The organism is Rhodohalobacter sp., assembly GCF_041686455.1.
In the GTDB taxonomy this organism is placed as follows: Bacteria; Bacteroidota; Rhodothermia; order Balneolales; family Balneolaceae; genus Rhodohalobacter.
Genome location: NZ_JAWLDW010000015.1, coordinates 16,930 through 39,302, shown reverse-complemented (window position 1 = coordinate 39,302; position 22,373 = coordinate 16,930). Strand labels below are relative to the sequence as shown.

General features: G+C 42.5%; 23 protein-coding genes. 8 read left to right on the top strand and 15 right to left on the bottom strand.

What is annotated here, in order from left to right:
- Positions 1-303 precede the first annotated feature (303 nt).
- Positions 304-1,860, top strand: a complete 1,557-nt coding sequence (locus ACESM0_RS03605) for an NAD(P)/FAD-dependent oxidoreductase (RefSeq protein WP_372903731.1) — start codon at positions 304-306, stop codon at positions 1,858-1,860.
- 106 nt (positions 1,861-1,966) lie between these two features.
- On the opposite strand, the gene ACESM0_RS03600 is transcribed toward ACESM0_RS03605, so the two are convergent.
- Together ACESM0_RS03600 and ACESM0_RS03595 are read right to left on the bottom strand one after the other, a co-directional pair.
- Entirely contained in the window at positions 1,967-2,422 is a 456-nt protein-coding gene (locus ACESM0_RS03600) for an META domain-containing protein (RefSeq protein ID WP_372903729.1), read from the bottom strand.
- Between the two features lie 106 nt (positions 2,423-2,528).
- Positions 2,529-3,464: a hypothetical protein gene (locus tag ACESM0_RS03595; RefSeq protein ID WP_372903727.1), complete on the bottom strand. Its 936-nt coding sequence runs from the start codon at positions 3,462-3,464 to the stop codon at positions 2,529-2,531.
- Positions 3,465-3,649: 185 nt separating this feature from the next.
- Between ACESM0_RS03595 and ACESM0_RS03590 the strand changes: the two genes are divergently transcribed.
- Positions 3,650-4,048, top strand: a complete 399-nt coding sequence (locus tag ACESM0_RS03590) for a hypothetical protein (protein ID WP_372903725.1) — start codon at positions 3,650-3,652, stop codon at positions 4,046-4,048.
- A 252-nt stretch (positions 4,049-4,300) separates the two neighbouring features.
- Positions 4,301-5,344, top strand: coding sequence for a Gfo/Idh/MocA family oxidoreductase (locus ACESM0_RS03585; protein WP_372903723.1), 1,044 nt, complete (start codon positions 4,301-4,303; stop codon positions 5,342-5,344).
- Between the two features lie 33 nt (positions 5,345-5,377).
- Here the strand turns inward: ACESM0_RS03585 and ACESM0_RS03580 are convergent, their stop codons facing one another.
- On the bottom strand, positions 5,378-6,793 hold the full coding sequence (locus ACESM0_RS03580; protein ID WP_372903722.1) for an NAD-dependent malic enzyme: 1,416 nt from the start codon (positions 6,791-6,793) through the stop codon (positions 5,378-5,380).
- A gap of 153 nt (positions 6,794-6,946) precedes the next feature.
- The gene (locus ACESM0_RS03575) at positions 6,947-7,624 is read right to left on the bottom strand and encodes a lysophospholipid acyltransferase family protein (RefSeq protein ID WP_372903720.1); all 678 of its coding nucleotides are present in this window, start codon (positions 7,622-7,624) and stop codon (positions 6,947-6,949) included.
- 206 nt (positions 7,625-7,830) lie between these two features.
- Between ACESM0_RS03575 and ACESM0_RS03570 the strand changes: the two genes are divergently transcribed.
- Positions 7,831-8,466: an O-methyltransferase gene (locus tag ACESM0_RS03570; protein ID WP_372903718.1), complete on the top strand. Its 636-nt coding sequence runs from the start codon at positions 7,831-7,833 to the stop codon at positions 8,464-8,466.
- An 81-nt stretch (positions 8,467-8,547) separates the two neighbouring features.
- On the opposite strand, the gene ACESM0_RS03565 is transcribed toward ACESM0_RS03570, so the two are convergent.
- Together ACESM0_RS03565 and ACESM0_RS03560 are read right to left on the bottom strand one after the other, a co-directional pair.
- Entirely contained in the window at positions 8,548-9,708 is a 1,161-nt protein-coding gene (locus tag ACESM0_RS03565; protein WP_372903716.1) for a class I SAM-dependent RNA methyltransferase, read from the bottom strand.
- A 353-nt stretch (positions 9,709-10,061) separates the two neighbouring features.
- Positions 10,062-10,493, bottom strand: coding sequence for a peptidylprolyl isomerase (locus ACESM0_RS03560; RefSeq protein ID WP_372903714.1), 432 nt, complete (start codon positions 10,491-10,493; stop codon positions 10,062-10,064).
- 73 nt (positions 10,494-10,566) lie between these two features.
- Between ACESM0_RS03560 and ACESM0_RS03555 the strand changes: the two genes are divergently transcribed.
- Together ACESM0_RS03555 and ACESM0_RS03550 are read left to right on the top strand one after the other, a co-directional pair.
- On the top strand, positions 10,567-11,001 hold the full coding sequence (locus ACESM0_RS03555; RefSeq protein WP_372903712.1) for a CoA-binding protein: 435 nt from the start codon (positions 10,567-10,569) through the stop codon (positions 10,999-11,001).
- Positions 11,002-11,232: 231 nt separating this feature from the next.
- Entirely contained in the window at positions 11,233-12,450 is a 1,218-nt protein-coding gene (locus ACESM0_RS03550; protein ID WP_372903710.1) for a 6-phosphofructokinase, read from the top strand.
- 77 nt (positions 12,451-12,527) lie between these two features.
- Here ACESM0_RS03550 and ACESM0_RS03545 read toward each other — a convergent pair whose 3' ends face one another.
- The gene (locus ACESM0_RS03545) at positions 12,528-13,256 is read right to left on the bottom strand and encodes a hypothetical protein (RefSeq protein WP_372903708.1); all 729 of its coding nucleotides are present in this window, start codon (positions 13,254-13,256) and stop codon (positions 12,528-12,530) included.
- A gap of 57 nt (positions 13,257-13,313) precedes the next feature.
- On the opposite strand from ACESM0_RS03545, the gene ACESM0_RS03540 reads away from it, so the two are divergent.
- Positions 13,314-13,661, top strand: coding sequence for a DUF971 domain-containing protein (locus ACESM0_RS03540; protein WP_372903706.1), 348 nt, complete (start codon positions 13,314-13,316; stop codon positions 13,659-13,661).
- Positions 13,662-13,701: 40 nt separating this feature from the next.
- Here ACESM0_RS03540 and ACESM0_RS03535 read toward each other — a convergent pair whose 3' ends face one another.
- From ACESM0_RS03535 to ACESM0_RS03515, 5 genes are all read right to left on the bottom strand, one after another.
- On the bottom strand, positions 13,702-16,110 hold the full coding sequence (locus tag ACESM0_RS03535; RefSeq protein ID WP_372903704.1) for a TonB-dependent receptor domain-containing protein: 2,409 nt from the start codon (positions 16,108-16,110) through the stop codon (positions 13,702-13,704).
- A 107-nt stretch (positions 16,111-16,217) separates the two neighbouring features.
- Positions 16,218-16,706 (bottom strand): sensor histidine kinase, encoded by a 489-nt coding sequence (locus ACESM0_RS03530; protein ID WP_372903702.1) that lies wholly within the window; start codon positions 16,704-16,706, stop codon positions 16,218-16,220.
- Positions 16,699-17,055: a response regulator transcription factor gene (locus ACESM0_RS03525; protein ID WP_372903700.1), complete on the bottom strand. Its 357-nt coding sequence runs from the start codon at positions 17,053-17,055 to the stop codon at positions 16,699-16,701. Before ACESM0_RS03525 ends, ACESM0_RS03530 begins: the two co-directional genes overlap by 8 nt.
- Positions 17,056-17,162: 107 nt before the next feature.
- The gene (locus ACESM0_RS03520; protein WP_372903698.1) at positions 17,163-17,381 is read right to left on the bottom strand and encodes a DUF3185 family protein; all 219 of its coding nucleotides are present in this window, start codon (positions 17,379-17,381) and stop codon (positions 17,163-17,165) included.
- A gap of 7 nt (positions 17,382-17,388) precedes the next feature.
- A complete protein-coding gene (locus ACESM0_RS03515; RefSeq protein ID WP_372903696.1) occupies positions 17,389-17,775 on the bottom strand; it encodes a hypothetical protein in 387 nt (128 codons plus the stop codon).
- Positions 17,776-17,858: 83 nt separating this feature from the next.
- Here ACESM0_RS03515 and ACESM0_RS03510 point away from each other — a divergent pair, with 83 nt between their 5' ends.
- Positions 17,859-18,692 carry a hypothetical protein gene (locus ACESM0_RS03510; protein ID WP_372903694.1) on the top strand — a complete coding sequence of 278 codons (834 nt, stop codon included), beginning with the start codon at positions 17,859-17,861 and terminating at the stop codon, positions 18,690-18,692.
- A 61-nt stretch (positions 18,693-18,753) separates the two neighbouring features.
- Here ACESM0_RS03510 and ACESM0_RS03505 read toward each other — a convergent pair whose 3' ends face one another.
- The 3 genes from ACESM0_RS03505 to ACESM0_RS03495 form a co-directional block, all read right to left on the bottom strand.
- Complete coding sequence (locus tag ACESM0_RS03505) at positions 18,754-19,707, bottom strand: threonine/serine dehydratase (protein ID WP_372903692.1); 954 nt, start codon at positions 19,705-19,707, stop codon at positions 18,754-18,756.
- A 224-nt stretch (positions 19,708-19,931) separates the two neighbouring features.
- Positions 19,932-20,423, bottom strand: a complete 492-nt coding sequence (locus ACESM0_RS03500) for a hypothetical protein (RefSeq protein ID WP_372903690.1) — start codon at positions 20,421-20,423, stop codon at positions 19,932-19,934.
- 95 nt (positions 20,424-20,518) lie between these two features.
- The gene (locus ACESM0_RS03495) at positions 20,519-22,102 is read right to left on the bottom strand and encodes an amidohydrolase family protein (RefSeq protein ID WP_372903688.1); all 1,584 of its coding nucleotides are present in this window, start codon (positions 22,100-22,102) and stop codon (positions 20,519-20,521) included.
- Positions 22,103-22,373: the final 271 nt, after the last annotated feature.

Sequence of the window (22,373 nt, the reverse complement as noted above, 5' to 3'; positions counted from 1 at the left end):
GATTAAATAGACGCCTCATCTTTATTTGATTATTTAACTTAATCTCTCTGTTCGGCGCGAATCAATTGTCCTCCCTTTACCCCGGGTTTCGTTATACTCGACCCGGGACTATTTACAGAAAACCCCTGCCGGGGTTTAACACACTAGCGCGGGATTTATCCCCGCGATAAACTAAAGTGTCAGTCTATCCTTTATTAACACATCTGACCGTGGGAATCGATCTGACGGGAATCTAAATTCCACCATCGGGATCGTGCGTATTTATTCCTATTTTCATTTCTCAAACCGCACAAAACCAATCCAATGATTAAAAAGTACCAGTTACGAGTTAATCCTGAGACCGCTGCAAAGCCTGAGCTGATGGAAAGATTTCTTTCTCAAGAGAAGAATATTCCTATGGACGAAATAAACCACATTGAAGTACTTAAACGATCCATCGATGCACGGCAGAAGGATGTGATCATCAACCTGAAGGTGAATGTCTACATTGGTCAAGAGTACCGGGAGGAGCCGATAACTTTGCCGGACTATCCACACGTTGGGAATGAAGAGGAAGTGATCATTGTGGGAATGGGTCCGGCCGGACTCTTTGCCGCTCTGAAGCTTATTGAACTGGGTAAGAAACCGATTGTCCTCGAACGTGGGAAGGATGTGAAAGAGCGAATTCAGGATCTGAAGGGAATCAACGTGAAGCATATTGTGAATGAGGATTCCAACTACTGTTTTGGTGAGGGCGGAGCCGGAACGTACTCGGACGGAAAGCTCTACACGCGATCCAAGAAGCGTGGGGATGTTGACCGGATCTTACGTCTGTTGGTCGGCTTTGGAGCGGTGAGAAATATCATGGTGGATGCTCATCCACACATAGGAACCAACAAGTTGCCTCCCATCATAGAAAAGATGCGAGAATGTATTCTGGATCACGGTGGGGAGATCCATTTTAATACCCGTGTGACAGATTTCATCATCGAGGGAGATCAGATGAAAGGGGTGAAAACACTGTCGGGAGATATTTTCAAGGCTGATCAGGTGATATTGGCAACCGGACACTCGGCAAGGGATATTTTTGAGCTGCTTCACCGGAAAGGCGTTGAGATTGAGCTCAAGCCGCTGGCAATCGGAGTGAGGGTGGAACATCAGCAATCCCTGATCGACTCGATACAGTACAGCTGTGATGTGCGCAATGACTATCTGCCGCCATCACCCTACAGTATCGCCAAGCAGGTGGATGATCGTGGTGTGTACTCATTCTGTATGTGTCCGGGTGGAGTGATTGCTCCTTGTGCCACAAAACCGGGGGAGATCGTAACCAACGGCTGGTCTTCGTCCAGAAGGGCACGGGCTACAGCAAATTCAGGAATTGTTGTAGAACTTCGTGAAGAGGATTTTGTACCGTTTGCCGAGCATGGTCCATTAGCTGCAATGGAGTTCCAAAAATCGATTGAACAGAGGGCGTGGGAGATGGGCGGAAAAACTCAGACCGCACCGGCACAGCGCCTGGTCGATTTTGTGGATAGAAAGCTCTCGGCTGATCTGCCCAATACATCCTATGCTCCGGGAATAAAATCCGTAGAGCTGAGTGAAGTTCTGCCCGATTTTATCCACAATGCACTGGTTCGGGGTTTCAAAAAGTTTGATCAATCGATGAAGGGATACCTGACAAATGAAGCTGTGGTTCACGCACCGGAGTCGCGTACTTCCTCACCGGTACGAATTCCGCGCGATTGGAAGACATTTCAACATGTGCGAGTAAAGGGTCTCTATCCCTGCGGAGAGGGAGCAGGATATGCAGGTGGGATTATATCTGCAGCGATGGATGGAGAGAAGTGTGCGGTGGCTTGTGTTGAGCGTAGTGATTGAGATTATCCGTCAGACCGCTCCAAGCGGTCTGACGGGTGGTTTAAAAAAGATTGAGTTCATGTACTCGTGGCACGACTCCAAGTCGTGCCACGAGTGTTTAGAACTTTCAATTTTCCATACTTTCAAACAGAGCAATAGTCTCTCCGCTACTGTTATAAAACTTCAGAATCTGCGAACTTTGCTCCATTCGTTCCACTTCATTCAGCATTGAGAAATAGAGGTTCTCCAGATCCATATCCGGGCAAGCCATTTTTGTAGCGGCAATCTGACTGAAATCTGCTTCTCCGGACTCCGCATCCAACTCAAAACCACCGTTGTACTGATTGCAACCGCCTCTGCCGTACAATCGATTTTCACTCTCATCAAATTGGATTGTGGGAATCGATTCACTTGTTTCTACCTCGGAAACGGGCTCTCCATTGAGTTCAGTCAAAATCCAGTTAATACCAAAGATAGATGCCGATACCTCGGTTTGACGATTTTGATCATCGGGTTGGCTTGAATCAGACTCACATGCAACGAAAGTAAAAGCTGTTAAGAGTAATAGAATTATATATTTCATTTTTTAGTACCGTATTGAAACTTAAAGTATCCGTCTTCCCGCTTGGAGCGTGCTGACGGGAATTTGAAATTTAAATATTTGGACTAGCAGTTTTGAAATACCGGTATTAATTACTTCGTCTCCACCGTCGGCGTTCCCTGCGGCCCATTTCATCGGTTATAACGTCTTCCGGATGAATACTCATGTACTCCATGCCGGCTTCAGGAATTTGTGATTTTCCGCTGTTTGTTCTGAATTTTGGTTTTACATAGTGCCAGTTGTGTATCCCTTCAGAATCTTCCCGGTTGAATGTCACAGATTCGTCATTTCTGTAGTAGATGAGTAAGCGAATTTGATTACCAAATCCAAACTCTTCACCTGCCATCTCACCCAGAGGTTCTCCGGGATAAACCGTATCACCTACATCAACAAATATCTTGTCATCCCTAAAAACTGAATACCGTGCAAATGTACAATCGTCCTGCGCAACAACCACATAATTTCGGTCACTTGAATAGACAAGTCCCTCATGGGTTGAATTGTCCCCATCACGAATGGATATGACGGTTCCTTTTCTTGCCGCGTGAATCATCGATTCACCTTCCATATAAAAAACAATGGAGTACCAGTCTTCCGGTGCGTCATGTCTCAGCCGCTCATAAACATAACTCAATTCACCGGATCGGGCTTTTACACCTTCCGGATATGGCAAAAGATATTCAATATCATCGGGTTCAGTATCCAGACAGCCGGTATGGGTTCTATATCGATAACGGTAGTTGGTCTGTAGATTGCCCATCTCTTTGCTGAGCTTGAATAAGCGCGATCTTCCACTTGATACATTTCTTGAATAGGGTAGGGATGTGCTTGCCCGAAGATTTGTCAATGTGCTAAAGTCGATGGTTACAATAAACGGAGATGGGGATTGATTCGTGGCGTAAAAGGTGTATGCATCCCGATTATTTCTTTGTACTTCGATTTTAACATTCGATTGCCTGGCAATGAGATCTGATGATAGAAACAGGAATAGTAAGAATGTGACGATTGTAGAATATCGTGTCATATAATCGACTTTGTGAAAACTTATGCTGTGGACGTTAAAGATTTCGGTAGATGAATGCAAAACAGTGAGATAGATAAAGGTTTCGGGACATCTTTTTATGATTTATAATCATTGGAACATTAAACAGCACAATCAGTTATAAAAGAATAGATAATTTAATTTTCTAAAAAATTCACGTTTTATATATGAAAATTATTAAGCAAATAAGTCTCATAGCAGTAACTGCAATACTTGGTTTATTTTTACTCAGTTCCTGCGGTGACGAAAATAATGATCAGAAGTCTCAGAATTTTGAGCAGGAACAACAAGAGATGGTGAATAATCTGGAGAATTTGAGAGATGATCTGGACGCAAAGATAGATGAGCTTGGAGAACGTATTGAAGAAGACGGTGACGATGTTAGCGAAGACGTTGAAGAGGCCTATCAGGAACTTAGGGATGACCGGTCAGAGTTGGAAAAGACTATTGATAATGTTGAAGATGCATCAAAAGATTCATGGGATAGAATTAAGACAGAAGCTGATAATGTGTATGATTCCGTATCCAACCAATTCAATGAATGGATAGATGAATTAAATAGCTGAGTTGAGAATAATAGATTTATTGATGACCCCAGAAGAGGCGCAGAACTTATTAGTACTGCGCCTTTTTTTTATTTGATGGGTTGAGATTGAGTGAGTTAAACTGTTTTTATCTCATTAAATAGCCTTAGTTACTCTAACTCAATTGACTTTGTAAAGCTTCCTTTTAACTTGTCTAAGTGAATCAGGTACAGTTTTCAAACATAGACGATCAATAAAACGGGCATCAAGCTCAAATCAAATAGTTGAAACAATATGAGTATTAACACAGGAATTGTAGGCTATGGAAAATCAGCTCAAATTTTTCATGCGCCGCTGATTAATGCTGTAGAAGGTTTAAATTTTTATAGTGTGGTAGAGCGCAACAGTGATGATGCCATTCGGCAACATCCGGACGTTGAAGTGTTCAGAAGTTTCAAAGAAATATTGAAGGACGATAAAACAGAGCTTTTGATTATCACAACGCCTAATCACCTTCACTTTTCTATGGCGAGAGAAGCATTAAGTGCAGGAAAGCATGTTGTAATTGACAAACCGTTCACGATTACTTTTGAGGAAGCCAATAAGCTGATACGCCTAGCTGATGATTTGGATCTGAAACTGTCTGTTTTTCAAAATCGCCGTTGGGATGGTGATTTTATGACGGTGAAAAAGTTGATCAAAGATCGGAAAGTAGGAGAAACAGTGGAGGTAGTTTCTACATTCAACCGGTTTCGAAACCAGATTCAGGAAGATGCATGGAGAGAATCGAGTCAGCCGGGAAGCGGTGTTTTATATGACTTGGGACCTCATTTGATTGATCAGTCTATTCAGATTTTTGGTAAGCCGGATCAAATTTATGCAGATATACGTGAACAACGAGACGGAGTAACAGACGATTATTTTGAACTGGATTTGCACTACCCGAACCTTAAGGTAAAACTGAAATCCGGGGTTTTGGTCGCGGATCCATCACCCAGATTTACAGTGAGAGGAACGGAAGGAGCATTTGTTACATTCGGCCTGGATCCACAGGAACAGAATTTAAAAGAGGGTAAGACACCTGATTCATCAGATAGAAGTTCTGATGCGAATAGCTCATGGGGAACCCTATATAAATGGGTAGACGGTAAAATGATTGAAGAGAAAGAAAAAATCGCGTTTGGGAACTATTCCATATTTTATTGGGATATGGCGGCCGCAATCAATGGGGAAGGGGAACTGCCGGTTGACCCGAACGACGCTGCTTTTGCTATTTACCTCATAGAACTAGCATTCAAGAGTAACCTGGAAGGTAAACGTCTGGATGTATCTAAATAATTGTCCACATACGTATTCCAATTTCTCTCTAGACTAGGGAGTTCTTTTTGCAACCCCACTTTCAAATGCGGCTTCCTTAACAGCTTTAGCCACTTCCCGTACTACTTTTTTGTTGAAAACACTTGGAATAATGTATTCTTCTCCAACCTCATCCTCACCTATACAGTTCGCAATGGCATAGGCGGCGGCCAGCTTCATCTCTTCGTTGATATCTGATGCCCTGGCATCCAGTGCTCCTCTGAATATTCCGGGAAATGCCAATACGTTATTAATCTGATTGGGGTAGTCGCTTCGTCCGGTGGCGATGATTCTGGCCTTACCCTGAATTTTCTCAGGTCGGATTTCAGGGTCGGGATTGGCCATGGCAAAAATGATTGCATCCTCAGCCATCTGTTCAACAGCCTCAACCGGAATTGTGTCAGGGCCACTTACTCCGATGATCAGATCGGCTCCTTTTGTAGCATCCAGTAATCCGCCTGTTAACTTCTGTTGATTCGCGTTCTCAGCAACCCATTTTTTATTCTCATCGAGATGATCGGTATCGTCCCTATTCAGGATACCGTCGATATCAACAGGCAGCAGTTCTTTAACACCGGCTTCAAGCAGTATTCGGCTGATGGCACTTCCTGCTGCTCCAATTCCTACAACCACAACACGAATATCTTGAAGGCTCTTACCTACGACCTTAAGCGCATTGATTGTGGCGGCCAATGCAACCACAGCTGTTCCGTGCTGGTCATCGTGAAATACAGGTATATCCAGCTCTTCCTTGAGTCGATGTTCAATCTCAAAACATTTTGGTGCACCTATATCCTCCAGATTAATTCCGCCAAATCCCGGTGAGATATTTTTTACCGTTTGGACAATTTCATCTGCACTTTTAGTGCTCAGGCAGATTGGATAGGCATCAATATCAGCAAACTCTTTAAAAAGCATCGCTTTACCCTCCATCACAGGCATAGCCGCTTCTGGACCGATATCACCAAGTCCGAGCACGGCGGTGCCATCCGTTACTACTGCAATGGAGTTCTGCTTAATGGTGAGAGAGTGCACATTATCCTTGTCGCGGGCAATGGCTTTACAGATACGAGCTACACCGGGAGTATAGGCCATGGAAAGTGTATCACGGGTGTCTACCGGGACTTTATTTTTGATACTTATTTTACCGTTGATGTGGAGCAGAAAAACACGGTCGGAGACGTATCGAACTTCAATTCCATCTATAAGCTTTACTGCCTCAACAATTTCACGAGAGTGTCGTGCATCGCGTGCACTAACCGTAATATCCCGGACTTTAAATTTCCCCTCAACAGCTACAACGTCGACACCTCCCGGATCACCGCGGTGCTCTGCAATAACATTTAATACTTTGGCGAGCATACCGGGTTTGTTTTCGATGGCCATGCGGATGGTAAAACTATAACTGACGCTCGGTTGTATTTCACTCATGGAAGAAGTTCTAAATCAAATATTTTCTTGGTCACTTAAAATGCACCAAATTCAAAAAACATAAAATTGGAGAGCACAAAGTTAATACTTTTTTACAGAGATTTGTATTTAAGTCTTACTGCAATGATTTGATTAAGAATAGATAAGGGGAAATTAAATCGCTGTAAATTGCCCGGGATTAGAGTGAGCCTTCTTCTGTAAATCGATTAAAACCTGTTGCATATTCTTTTCGAATTGAATTGAAAGATCCTCAGAGGGGGTATCGGAATTGAACGTAACCGGAGGGCCTATTTTTATATTAAGCTCCGGCTTATCATGACGGGCTGTGTGAATATAAATCCCGATCGGTACAATATCTGAACCGGGAGTGCGACTGGCAATCCATCCCAAGCCTTTTTGAAATTCAGGTTTTAGAGTTGAAAATGGGACAATTTTCCCCTCAGGATATATGAACAGACTGGAATTGTCGCGCTTCATAGAATCTACGGCATAGCGGAGTGATTTAAGTGCAGCTCGAGGTTCACTTAAATTGACAGAAAAAGCGCCGATTTTGCTAAAAAACTTGTGTTGCCTCATCTGCTTGTCTTCCATTATAGCACGGGCATTTTGTTTAAACAATTTTTGATTTAAGAGGAATGGAATCAGACCGTCCCACCAAGAGGTGTGGTTTAGGTAGTAAATGGTTTTACTATCCTCTCCGGGTTGGTACTGTTGATCAATCGCGATATTTTTGAATCGTCGCCAGAAAAGATTACGAACATAGAGATCAAATATGGAGATAAACCACTTTGATTCGTTAGACGGTATAAAATCTGTAGATGATCTGTTCACGTTGATAAAGGAAACATGTTTGGATGAGGATTGAGTTTTTGAATCATCTCCCCTTGAGGGGAGTGTTCCGACTGTATTTTGTCGGGGCGAGGGGTGTTCATCCCCCTGTTCACCTGACTTACATCAGGATCACTTCCCCCTTCGAAGGGGGCTATTCATAATCAAACACAAAATTAACTTCTGATATAATTAAGAGTTTAAGGTACATGGAGATCACGAACAAACAAATTGCGGAATACACGGAATCGTTCACCTCTGAGGAACCAGATATCATCAAGGAACTGGTAGAGGCATCGGATGAAGATCTGGAGTATATAGATATGCTAAGTGGTCGGCAGACCGGAATGCTGCTGAAAATGCTTGTGTCAATTTCCGGAGCCAAACGAATTCTGGAAGTGGGGACATTTACGGGTTATTCGGCCATCATGATGGCGCAGGCACTTCCGGATGGTGGGGAGTTGATCACTTGCGAAATGAACGAACACTACAATAGAATATCTGAACCGTTTTTTTTAAGAGAGCCTTACCGAACAAAAATCATACAGAAATTGGGAAATGCACTAGAAATTATTCCAAGCTTGGATGGCACATTTGACCTGATCTTTCTCGATGCGGATAAAGTGAACTACCCGAAATACTATCGGCTTGCTAAAGAGAAAATCAATGCCGGGGGACTCATTGTTATTGATAACGTTTTGTGGGATGGGGATGTGCTGAATCGGAAGAACCGAAAGGCAGAGGCTATCCATGAGATGAATGAAATCATTCGGGATGACAAAGAAGTAGAGCAACTGATGTTACCGCTTCGCGACGGTGTAACGATTGTTAAGGCTTTGAATTAGCAAAAAACCTGAATGTATACAAAGTTCTCACATTGTGAACTTTGTGCAACACCTCGTGCCCGTTGTGGTTCGGGTAATGCTTTATTTTTTACTTCCCTTGTACAGCTCGTATTCAAAAAGTTTGCACTCAAGGGTGGAATTAAATAGCGTAGTTCTTGATTTGGCACGTAACCCAACTTTTTTAGCCAGAGCCATATTTGCAGTAAAAACATAACCTGTTTTGCCGGGGCAATCCTGTTTCATGAAGTCACCGATTCCCTTGTAAAGCGGCCGTAAATCAGTGTTGTCTTCCAATCGCATACCATAGGGTGGATTGAAAACCACAACGCCATCTCCATCCGGTATGGGCGTTTGGTCGTACTCGCAGGTCTCAAACTCAATGAGGTGATCTACACCGGCCGTTTTTGCATTTTTTTTAGCTGCCATAATCGCTCGCGGATCCTGGTCTGTTGCAATAAACTTTCCTTCTAAATCTTTTACAGCTTTCTTTTTGGCTTCATCCCGTACTTGCTGGTAGTATGATTCGTCGTAGCCCAGAATATGCATAAAACCGAAATTGTTACGAAGCGAAGCGGGAGCTCTGTTTAGTGCCAGCATAACGGCTTCAATAGCAATCGTTCCACTACCTGTCATCGGATTGATGAAATGTTCCTGACCCGGCTTCCATCGGGTAGATTGTACAATAGCTGATGCCAGGGTTTCCTGCATGGGAGCCGCCACTGATGCTGATCGGTAATTTCTTCGGGAGAGTGATTCACCCGATGTGTCAAGAAAAATTCTTGCTCCTTGCCGGTTCCAGAATAGGAAAAGGACCGTGTCATTCAGATTTGAACCTGTATCGGGACGGGACTCAGTTTTAAAACGAATGCGGTCCACAACCGCATCTTTTACTACCAGATTGGCAAACTGATCATTATCGATTGTGGTATGATCTACTCGTGAGGTAACAGAAAAGTAACCATCTTCAGAAATCCAGTTTTCCCATGGGATTTTTTTTAGCCAGTTTCGAAGCTGGTCTGGCGAATGAATCGATTTCTCTTCCATCAGGTAGTGAACACGGTGTGCCGTTCTTAACCAAAAATTGAGCAGAATGCAGTCGTTTAGAGATGCCTCAACTTCCACACCTGTTTTTCGTGTAGATATTGGCTGAAAACCCAATTCACGTACTTCTTTTTCAAGGAGTGTAGCGAGTCCAAGAGGGCAGGTGATACTTACGGTACTTTTCTTGTTAAAATCGGCCATTTTTGAATGTCTTGGTGTGGAAATTAAAAGCTGTAAACAGGTTGAAAAGTCGTGCCTCCCCTCTTGAGAGGGGACAGGCAACGAAGTGTTCAACGTAGTTGTCAGGGGTGTGTTTTCACTAATTTGTGTTTATTGTTGGCAGAGAATAACTTATTACTCATTACTCAGTCCGACTCATTAAAAGAATCAGAGTTCGGCAATCGGTACACACCCCTTGTTCTCCAGAATAACGCTTCGCGTTTTCTTTCGAACCTATCCCCTCTCAAGAGGGGAAGTGTTTCTCAAATAAAAAAACCCGATCAGATATACAACGAAGTAATCAGATCGGGTTTTAAATTTATTACAAAATGAAATTAATCGGCAACTTCTACCAATTCAATTTCAAATTTCAGGTCCTGGCCTGCTAGTGGATGATTGGCATCCAATGTCAGGTTTTCGTCTCCAACTTCTGTGATACGAACTGGAATCGGTTGTCCGTCCTGCTGATTTACCTGAAGCTGCATTCCAACTTGCGGTTCAACATCATCCGGAAGTTGATCTTTTGGTACGGAGATCACTAAATCTTCTCTTGATTCTCCGTAAGCATCATCACTTGGAATTTCTACTTCTGTTGAATCGCCAACATTCATTCCAACTACGGCTTTTTCAAAGCCCGGAATCAACTGGCCCTGACCCAATGTAAATTCTAAAGGTTCTCGTTCTGCTGATGTATCAAATACCGTACCGTCAGTCAATGTGCCGGTGTAATGAACTTTTACGGTATCTCCTTCTTTTACTTTTGACAAAATGTTTTGTATTTATTTTTAATTATTATGTTGTATGACCTAAATATAACCATTTTAATGCAGAATTAAGAATTTGAGCATCCTATTCGGCACCGATCAACCCAACCTCAAAGAACTTTTTGATACAGCAGAGACCATAGCTGTTATTGGCTGTTCTTCCAATCCATACAGAACGAGCAATCATATCACTAAATACCTCATTGATCAGGGGTTTACTGTGATACCTGTAAACCCAAATGAAACAGAGGTTTTTGGATTAAAAAGCTACCCGTCTATTGATGAGATACCTGAAAATATAAATGTGGATATAATGAACATTTTCAGAAACAAAAAGTATACGGACGAAACCGTCATCGAGATTATCGAATGGGCAGATAGGAGTGGCCAGAAACCCATCATCTGGACTCAACTTGATGTTGGTACCGACTCTTCTAAAAAAAGATCTGAAGAGAGTGGTCTTACCTACATCAAAAATCGGTGTATTATGGTTGATCATCGTTCAGTTTAATTGTTGCCGTGTTCAAGTCACTAACGCAACAGCGCGGTGTTTTAAGGTTTGTTGAATAGGTGAAAGCTAATCTAATAGTGAATGGTTTTCAGTCAATGAACACTTTCGCCATTATAAACCTGCACTTTTGTATCTGCAGTGCAGTTGATATGTATGATTGCAGTACAAAATTTGTAAATTATTGGTATTCTAATTATTCACAAGAAGGCATTAATTAATAATTCTTTAGTTATGGCAAATATCAATAGTGGCAAAAAAGTGCTTGGAATATTAACGGGAGGAGGTGATGTTCCCGGACTCAACCCTGCAATCCGCGCAGTAACCATTCGGGCACTTCGCGAAGGTTATAAGGTAATAGGAATTCGTCGAGGCTGGGGCGGAATGATCGATATCATCCGGGACAAAGATGCGGATAATAGCAATAACTACATTGATTTGACCAAAGATATCGTAAACCGGGCCGGACGCACAGGAGGTACATTTCTGCACACTTCACGAACCAATCCCAGCAAGGTGTCGAAGGAGAACGTGCCTGAACATCTAATGGATAAATTTTCGGATGATGTGAATGATCTCACTTCTGAGGTGCTGAAAAATCTTGACTATCTGGGTATTGATACGCTAATACCCATTGGAGGTGATGATACGCTTAGTTATGGTGTAAGGCTCCACGAAGAGGGGGTGAAAGTTGTTGCCATCCCTAAAACCATGGATAACGATGTTCCGGGCACGGACTATTGTATAGGATTTAGTACGTGTGTAACCCGTACTATTCAACTCGCAAACAATCTGCGCACCCCGGCTGGTTCACATGAGCGTTTTCTTGTAATGGAGGTTTTTGGACGCTATGCGGGCTTTACCGCAATGCTGCCCACTTTGGCAGGCGCTGCTCACCGCTGTGTGATTCCCGAGTATAAGTTTAATATGGAACATTTGACAGAGCTTCTTGTGGAAGATCGTAATGCCAATCCAAGTAAATATTCTATGGTGCTCATTTCAGAAGGGGCCATGTTTGAGGGCGGTGAAATGGTGTTCGAAGACAATCGCGCCGATGCTTTTGGTCATAAGAAACTGGGTGGAATCGGAGATCTTGTATCGGAAGAGCTGCAAAGGATTTCACCAAAATTTAATAAAGGACGGGAGATTCGTACCGTAAACCAGAAACTTGGTTATATGGTGCGTGGCGGCGATCCCGATTCGATCGATTCTATCGCGCCTATGGCTTTTGGGAATCTTGCCCTGGATCTGATTTTGGAAGGAGTATCAGGTCGTCTTGTGGTTTTAAGCAATGGACGATACAGCAATATCCCGATTGAAATTGTGACCAGTCGCAAGAAGCTGGTGGATGTAGAGAAGCATTATAACACAGATAGGCTGCGTCCATTTTATCACAGATTTGAAAACCAGCCTCTCTTCATCATGGCAAGTGAAATGATGAAAAATCAATAGAGCAAACTCTGAATAAATATTTGAACTGAAACGGACTATGTTGTTACTATACTGCATAGTTCGGATTCAGAGTATACTTAATGGTTCGTTTTTTCACCATTGAATAATTTCTCCCGCCGTTCGTCGGCAAAATCATCCATTTTTGACTTTAAAACCATTTCTACCTCTTTCCTGTCTGCAGCCGATACTGCGGTGGTAAACTGCTTGATCCGTTTCACATGATCAACTGAACCTGCCATAAACTCAATTGCTAAAACCTCTTCACTTTGCCAGTGCCAGGAAACCACATCAGGCCATGAGATGCTTCGATCCAGTATGAGAACACTGTCAGTCCTGAACTCAGGAACCGGTTTCAGAGTCCATGTAGAAAGTCCAAATCCAATAAGCGAAAGACCCGAAGTGATACGAATTCCGGTAACTGGCAGGTCAATCAGAATTGAAGTACGATAGAGCCCAAATACTATGATAGCTGCCGCAAGCAGGTTTGGAGCGTGATCAATCCAGAAAGAACGATTTTGGTACAGTATATTTCCTGCTTTGGTTCGCTCTTTATAAAGACGAAACGCATAACCAAAGAAGAATCCACCGATAACGGTATATACGCCCATCATAAAAGGTGCTGCTACGGTTTGAGGAAAGAGACCAAATGAGTTGGCAATAATTAATAAGGTGAAAAATGCGAGCAGGCCCAGAAGAGAGTTGAGTACCAGTGGAGGCGTAAGTCGGTCAATAAAAAATAATTTTCTGCTGCCAATCCAGGCGCTTCCGAAAAAGATAAGAAGCAAAACGGTACTTAAAATCCACATAAATGGTGTGTATATTTGTTAATAAATAAATATTCATTTAGCAGAAACAATCTCAGCATGGACACAAGATACAAACCGGTATCGGTAGATGTAAGTAATTCGGAGCAGTTATTTAAAGTAGAGTGGGGAGACGGACACATCACAGAACTTTCACTTTTTGGATTAAGAAAAAATTGTCCATGCGTATCATGCCGTGGGGGTCATTCCGAGATGGGCAAGTATGAGCCTGAACTGTTTAAAATTGAACCAACACGCAAATATGAAATCCTGAAGGCTGAACCGGTTGGTAACCACGCCTTAAAAATTACCTGGGATGACGGACACAATTCCGGTATGTACAGATGGCAGTTAATCCGTGATATGGATGAAGCAGTTCAAAGACTAAGTGAAGAGAAAGATGGATAAATTTCTGCCTCTTCACTTTGATTAAACACTTCGGATTTTATTACCGACGGCCTTCTGAGTTGAAATTATACTGAAATGAAACTCTGAAAGACCTGGATGACCAGCTGTAATTGTTATTTGTGTATGATGTTTCCCGAATGACTTCACGGTCGGCATTTCTGGAGTTAAATAAGTCTCTCACATTCAGAGACAGTCTGGCTTTACCGTCCCAAAGTTGCTTTGATAATCCAGAACCGAAGAATGCAGAACCACCTCTTCTTCCCTGGGTTGTTTCGCGCGGGCCGCGATAAAACATGTAGGACTGTAAATTCCAGCTCTCCAAAAATCGGTATCGTACTCGTAAGCGGCTGGTAAATGATTCACTACTGCTTTCATAAAGCTCTCCTTCAAACTCGCCTTTTGATTCAGACTGGAAAAGATTCACACTTCCGGATAATTGAAAACCTTCAAATAGATCCTGGTCTACAGACAGTTCAACACCCCAGGCATCCTCTGTTGCCAGGTTGATCGGGAAGCGTGTAGTAATACCATCACCGTCAATGGTATATACGCTCTCAATCACACCGGTACGGTATCGATAGTAAAAACTTGTGAGGATTGATCCTGTGTCCCATCGCCGAAGCCAGCCGAGTTCGTAAGAATCCCCGATTTCAGGATCCAAGTCCGGATTACCGACTCGTCTGTTTCTGGAGTCGCGGATCTCTGTAAAGGGTAGAAGATAGCGCGACCAAGGTCGGGAGATTCGTCGGCTATAGCTCATTTGCAGGGAATTCTGATCGCTTATGGTATAGGAGAGAAAAAGGCTTGGAAACAGTTTGGTATAGTTCTGACTGCTTTCCGTTCCGGCAAGATCGAGTTCGGTTTCTATGTTGGTATTTTCAGCCCTTAACCCTGCCTGATATGTAAATTCTCCGGTCGAACCTGAATAGATAGCATAAAGAGCATTTACATTTTCAATATATGTAAAGTTGTCGCTGAGTGTAAACTCTTCATCAGGTTCTGTCCAGAATCCGTTGATAAACTCTTCAGAAATGAAGTCATTATCTTCCCATTCATAATTTATTCTCATCCCTGTTTCAAAACGACCATTGTCGCCGAGAGGACGCTCATAGTCCGTATCAAACCTAATTTCTCTGTACTCTTCGTCAGAGTATGTTCTTCTGTCGTTAAAGTTAGAAGTTCCAATTTCAGTTATGCCTGTTTGTAAAAAATCTTCACTTTCACTACCAAATTCAAAATCAAAATCGGCTGTAAGGCGGTGGTCATCTCCGTCAAATTTATTTTCATACTGTAATCGTACATCAAAATCTTGTTCTTTGGCGTCTTCAATATTTTCTCTATCGATCTGACGGAGAATATCCCAACTGTTATCAACAGAACGGTAGATTTGATTGGCAGGAGGATTGAAATCGGTGTAGAGCAGTTCGCCGTCTTCATCACCCCGTTCAAGGCTGATTCTTGATGATGCAGTTAAAACCTGGTCGTTCGGAAGAAAAAAATCGGCACCAAAAAAGATATTTCCTTCTCTCTCTTTCTCACTCACGTCATTTTTTTCATTAAACAAATAGGTGGTATCTGCACTGAAGCTTTGAAATGATCTTCCTGTTTCAGGTTGATTTTCATATTCAAAATCCAAATTGAGAAACCAGTTAATACTATTTTTTTGATAGTTAAGGTTTGTACTTACACCGCTATCAAGAGGGTAGCCAGATGTTACTTGAACATTGCCGTTGAACCCAAGTTGGGCATTGTCGACAAGAATAATGTCGATGATACCCGCAGTACCCTGTGCTTCGTACCGGGCTGACGGATTTGTAATGACCTCTACAGATTCGATTAAACTAGCGGGAATACTACTTAATCCATCTGTTCCGCCTCGAACCAAATTGGAAGGACGTCCGTTAATTAAAATTTGAACCCCCTGGTTTCCTCGCAGGCTCACATTACCTTCAAAGTCTGTTGTAATGGATGGCACATTATCTAGAACATCCAGTGCTGATCCGCCAAGGCTAACTACATCTTCACCAACATTGAAACGGCGGCTGTCAAAATTCATCTCTACGTACGATCGCTCACCCCGAACTACAACTTCATCCAGCTCCTCCTGCCGTTCCTTCATCTCAATCTGTCCCAGATCTAATGTTTCTCCCGGTACAACTTCGATTTCTGTGAGGTAGGTATTTAGCGAAACAAATGTAACTCTGAGCCGATATGTTCCGGGCTCAATACTGACCTCAAAACTTCCGTCGGAATTTGTGGCTGATCCCTCAAGTAATTCTTCAGATTCCGGATCTTCAGGTAAAATGGCCACGGTTGCATTGGGTATACCTTGACCGTCAGGGTTGATGACAATACCGGTAACAGAGCCGTTATCAGTGTCTTGGGAAAATGCAGAACTTGCAACAATCAGGTAAAAACTAAGTAGCAGAAGATATTTTGTAGTTCTCAAGTTCATTCTTTTAAAAGTAGCTTTAATCACAGTGAAACTTATATTTGTTTCAATATTAAATCATAATCTTATGCCAAAACTGATTTAATACTGAAGTAATTCTGAAGTTATCCGTTATTTACATTCTTTAACTTCACAGTAACGGTATGTATGGATTGATTTACTTTGTAACTGATCTCTAAGCCATTTTGACGAACGATTCGTTCAACAATAGATAAACCCAAACCAATAGATGATGAATTTTGATCGGCTTTTCGAAATCGTTTAAAGAGTTGACTGGTGGGGATCTCGGTTGGATTTCCTCTATTTGATATAATCAACTCATCCGGGCTTAGATTGATTGAAATAAATCCATTCTCCACATTATGTTTAATGGCATTCTGTAGTAGATTTGTCCAAAGGATATCAACTAAGGAAGGATATATATTGAGGATCACGGTATCAGTGATCTCTGTTTCTAAAGTTAAACTGTTAAACTCGATGAATTCAGAGAATGTTTTTATTCCTTCTGAGACAAGCTTTGAAAAATTTACTTCATGGTTGTTTTCAAACTCCTCATTTTCTATTCGGGTCAGCAGGGAGAGGGATTCACTCATCCTGGAGAGCTTTTATTCTAGCAAGCAGCTCCGGTAGTTGAAAATATTTAGTCAGGTAGTCGTCAGCTCCTATTTCCAGGCCTTTTACTTTATCATCCAAAGCATTCCGGGCGGAAATGATAATGGAACCGGTTTGAGGACGTACTGAAATCAAATCCCGTAAAAGCTGTAAACCGTTACCTTTTGGAAGCAAAATGTCGATTAATACCAGATCGTAGGAGTGAGACATGATCTTATCGAAACCCTGCTCGTAATCTTCTGCAGTTTCGCAGATATAGTTTTCCCGGCTTAAGTAGGTAAGGATGTTTTCACGGAGGTCCGGATTATCTTCTACAATCAAAATTTTCATATCTATGAAAAGATATTGATGAATTCTGAAGGAATGCTGAAACTCCGGATTTCAGCAAGAACAATAGTTTTCCGTTTTTTAAAAAAAAGTAATATTTGAGCTTAAGACTATTTAAAAAGTTTACCGCGAATAAGGCCAACCAACCCGGCTATGGCAATGGCAGCTCCACCGCCCATCATCCACATCGATCGGTCGCTGGGAGAACCGGTTACAAATTCGTTGACTTCATTACCCAAAGATTGCATCTCCTGGTATCCGAAGTAAAGAAGGATTAATCCTCCTACGAGAAGGGCGGCTGAGATCATTTTTTGCATAGCGTTATCCATCAATAGGTTATGGGTTGTTTGTATTATCACGAAATTGTTCGCGTGCTTCAAGTAGTTTTAGCACACGTTCCATACATTTTTTCTTTTCAAGAATATTTTTTGTGTAAAAGAAGACGGATGCAATGGCAAAAGCCCATGAAAGCATACCCAAAACAAAACGTGATAGCCCTCCCTGCTGCCCAAACTCCACAAAATGCATAATACTGATGATTGAAAATGTAACAATGGTTAAAAACACAATTACGGCAATGATTCTCGTTTGACGCAGTGACTGAGTGGCCAGTTTGCGGTACTCTTTGCTGCGTAAGAGCTCCCGTTCCTGAAACAGAAAAAAACGCTCATGCTGCTCAAGCTCTTCACGAATCATGGCAGTAAAAACATCATCTTTTCGCATATAAGATTGATAATAGTTTCGATTACTGAGATCAAATATGTAACATATCTCAATCACAAAAAAATCAATACATGAGAAGAGTTATGAAAGTTAAAATCTTTAAAATCAATTTAATCTTATTAGTACTGGTCCTTTCTTTCAACATGGGTGCCGTTATTGCGCAGCCCTCAGCCGAACGCATAGCTGAAGAGATGACAACCAAATATGAAGAGTCGCTCTCAGAGATCGAAACGCTGTCGATGACAATTGAGGTGAACGAAGGTGGTCTGATCCCAGAAATGACAACCCGTTATGTTAAAAAGAGAAATGAGAACGGCACTCCCTATCTCGACCTTGAAAATGGGGACGATATGGAAATGGACTTTAGTGCCATGGCCGGCTCCGTTGACCAGATGGTCGATTTAATCCGTGGTGCAGAAAGTATTACCGAAGAGAGGGTAGACGGTATTGATACCTACAAAATATTTGTAAATGATAGCGAGTTGCTTAAATCATTGGATCAGAGTGAAATGGAAATGGAAGATATGGAGATCGTTTTTGATGCTGCCACTATATGGATTGAGATAAGCACCATGAATGTTCGGAAAATTTTTATGGAACAGACTGTGGATGGTGATAAGAACATGAGTATGGATATGAGCCTGGATGATTACCAAGTTTTTTCCGGCTACCCGGTTCCGATGTCGATGACCATGAAAATTGGGGGTATGTCATCCCAATTTAGTGAAGAGGAGATAGCTGAAGCCAGGGAAGCCATGCGCGAAATGGAGAAGCAGCTTAGCCAGATGCCTGAAGCTCAGCGCGATGCTATCGAACGTCAAATTAAACCTCAGATGGAGCAATTTGAACGTATGCTTGAAAGTGGTGAGGGGATGACAATGAATATTACGGTTACGGATGTTAAAGTGAATGAATAACAAATTATCAATAAGCTTGGCAATATTTAAAGAGGCACAGCTTATGGCTGTGTCTCTTTTTTTAACCGAAGGGTAAATTTTCCAGGTCTACGTTCCCACCGGTTAGTATAATTCCGACATTCAAATGATCTATCGATATCTTATTTTCGACAATTGCTGCAAGAGGTACGGCACAGGAAGGTTCAATAATGATTTTCATACGTTCCCATATATCACGCATAGTTTTAATGATAGATTCTTCAGATGTTGTTACAATGTCGTCAACATTGGCTTGAATAGCCTGAAATGTAAGCTCACCCAAAGACGTTCGGAGACCGTCAGCAACGGTATCTGTTCTCAACACAGGCTCAATTTTCCCCGATTTAAATGACCTGTAGGCGTCGTCGGCCCACTTTGGCTCCGCTCCGATTACCCTAATACCGGGATTGTAGTGTTTTGCCCAAATGGCTGATCCGCTGATAAGACCTCCGCCTCCAACAGGTGCAATAATGATGTCGAGTTCAGGATGTTCTTCCAAAAGCTCTTTGGCAGCTGTACCCTGACCGGCAATCACATCTGGGTGGTTATATGGATGGATAAACGTTGCACCTGTTTCGTTAATCACTTTTTGCGCGGCAGCCTCGCGGGCTTCTGTGGTATTTTCGCAAAATATGATCTCTGCTCCATAATCCCGGACGGCATTTACTTTAACCTGTGGTGCGTTTTCTGGCATCACGATGGTTGCACTATAGCCATTCATCCGGGACGCAAGAGCTACGGCCTGAGCGTGATTTCCGGATGAGTGGGTCACTATTCCTTTTTTCCCATCTGTATCTGATAGCTTGGAGATGGCGTTGAAAGCTCCTCTGAATTTGAACGCTCCGACTTTTTGAAAGTTCTCACATTTAAAGAACAGAGAAGCACCTGTTTTTTTATTAAAGTAGGATGAAGTTAAAACAGGAGTGCGGTGAGCGTAGGGCTGAATTCGTTTATGAGCCGCTTCAATATCGGAAAAATCGGGGAGAGTCTGGGGCATCTTTTAGGGTTTTTGCAGTCTCTATTATTATTTAAAGTGATTAAAAAAGGTTAGAGCAATATAGTGTAAGCACATAGATATAAGGTTGAAAGAATCACAAGGCGGATGCGCGAATTTTGATTCTTTAGACCTATTTTCTTAATAAATTCGTTCTAAATCAGAGAATGCAGCTGCTGCTAAAGTTTTGCAATTTCTTGAGACAATATCAGCAGGCTCGCAGCTGTTTAATTCAGGAAATATCGAAATCCGATTCCCCCAGTGAATCCGAAGCTGAAATCGGGTGTAACTTCAAAAACGGGCGCCATCTCTACATAGAAGTCGAACGGAACGTCAGTAAATGTAAAGTTCAACCCACCGGGCAGACGGATTCCAAAAAAGTTATTGTCGATACCTGCATCACGCCAGATAAAGCGTCCGCCCACGCCGTAGTAGTAGCTCAAAAATCCAACATCCCAGCCTGGAGTATCATATCTTTTATGCAACAGATAATCACCGTGAAAGTAGAACGATGAGGCATTTTCCGTAAGGTTGAAGCTTATTACCGATGCAATGGCTGCATTGTCAGAAATCCATCCTTTAAGCGCAATTCCTGCAGGGTTGGTGACCTGAGCTCCGATACCGAGTGATCTCTCAGTAGACGTATCCTGAGCCTGTGCCGTTGAGAGCATGAGACTGAGTGAAAGAATTATAAAAGTGATAAGCAGTTTGGTTTTCATAAGTGACACCTGTTTGCTTTGATTTGGTTTAACGTCTATCAATACATACCAATATTTTATAAAAAAGATTCAAACCCCATAGGCTTTAATTAATTTTACCAGTCGAGACCCGGTTGAGTAATTTCAAAATCTTCTTCAGCCTTTTTCTCTTTAACCATCCTGGCAACATCTTCCAGAAGCTTTTTGGCATCATAGACAATTCCATCCTTGATCGTATATTTTACACCGCCTACACGTTTTAGTTCATTTTCTTCATCCACACGTATGGCCCCAGTTCCATAGAGTACTTTGATATTTTGTTGAGGATTCTCATCCACGATTACCAAATCCGCGATTTTACCCGGTTCAATTGTGCCAAGTTCATCATCATTTCCAAGAACACGCGCCGCATGCAGTGATGCCGATTGAAATATTTCCAGCGGATGAAATCCGGCTTCACGCATCAGTTCCATTTCCCGGATGTAGGCAAATCCGTACAGTTTGAAAATATATCCTGCATCGGATCCCAGTGTAACACTTCCACCACGATTTTTGTACTCATTTACAAACTGCATCCAGAGGTTATAGTTTTGTTTCCAGGCTACTTCCTGTTCGGTTCCCCAGTCAAACCAGTAAGATCCGTGTGCACGGCGATCCGGCTGGTAGAATTTCCAGAGGGAAGGGAACGTGTATTTTTCGTGCCATTCGGCCCGACGCTCTTTCATCAGGTCACGACTCGCTTCATAGATCGTAAATGTTGGGTTGAGGTCGAGGCCCAACTCAAGCATACGGTTCATTACCTCGTTCCATTTTTCACTTCCCGGCTCAGCAGCTTGTTCCCACAGCTTTCCCGCATTTTCAAATCGGTGCTGTTCGTTACTGTAGTTATAATCCAACGGATAGTCCTGGATCACTTGATCCGTAAAGAGTGCTTCCGGCAGTCCGTACCAATGAGTGAGGCCCTTGAGTCCCATTTCCGCAGTATCCAGTGCATTGTTGTAAACCACACGAGTTTGTGCATGGTGAGCCATGGAACCGAGCCCTAGTTTATTGGCCTCATCGAGAGCTGCTTCAAAAATTTCGGGTCGAGCCCCGAAGAATTTTATTCCTTCTGCACCCTGATCATGAATGGTCTGAACCCAGTTACGTGCTTCTTCCGGTGAGTTGATATCGCCGGAACTTTCCATTCCAAATCCGAAATAAGGATAAATTCGAGGTGCAGTGATTTCATTATTGCGGCTGCGCTCGGCATGTTGCAGCGTCCAGTCTGCTCCGTTAAAAGATCCGGGTTCACGAATACCTGTAATTCCGTGGGCAAGCCATAGTTTAAACACATATTCCGGTACGGTTCCCTGAGCATTTCCGCCAATGTGTGCATGCATATCTACAAAACCGGGAAGAACATACATGCCCTCAGCATCAATTTCGTGATCTCCATCTCTGGCCTGGGGGCGACGGTTTTCATTGATTGGAACACCGGGGTACCCCACATTTTGGATGCTTATGATGCGATTGCCTTCGATTACGATATCCACGGGGCCCAAAGCCGGAGAACCGGTACCGTCTATCATGGTAGCACCTCGTATAATCAGCCGATCAAAAGGTCCGTCACCTTCGGTGCGCTCGGGTGCATCCGGCATCTGGGCAAAAAGAGCAGGTGAGAAGAGAAGAGCAAAAAGAAGTGTGTAGATGTATTTCATAGTTCAGATTTTGGATTCCGGATTTGATTGAAGGTACGATATCAGAAGGAATTGAATCGTAAAAAAATCTTTTCAAACGAATCTAATATGAGGATTCTGAACTTTTTTTAAAAAAATTGTAACAACCGGGACAGTCGTTTCTCTTGTAAGTAACAGCATAAGAACTAATCTTATCTCTGGTTAGTCAACTAGTCACTCCTATTTATGCTGAACCTAAAGCATAGAGCTCCGGAACTGAAACTTCCGGAGCTTTTCTTTTTTAAATCAGTGA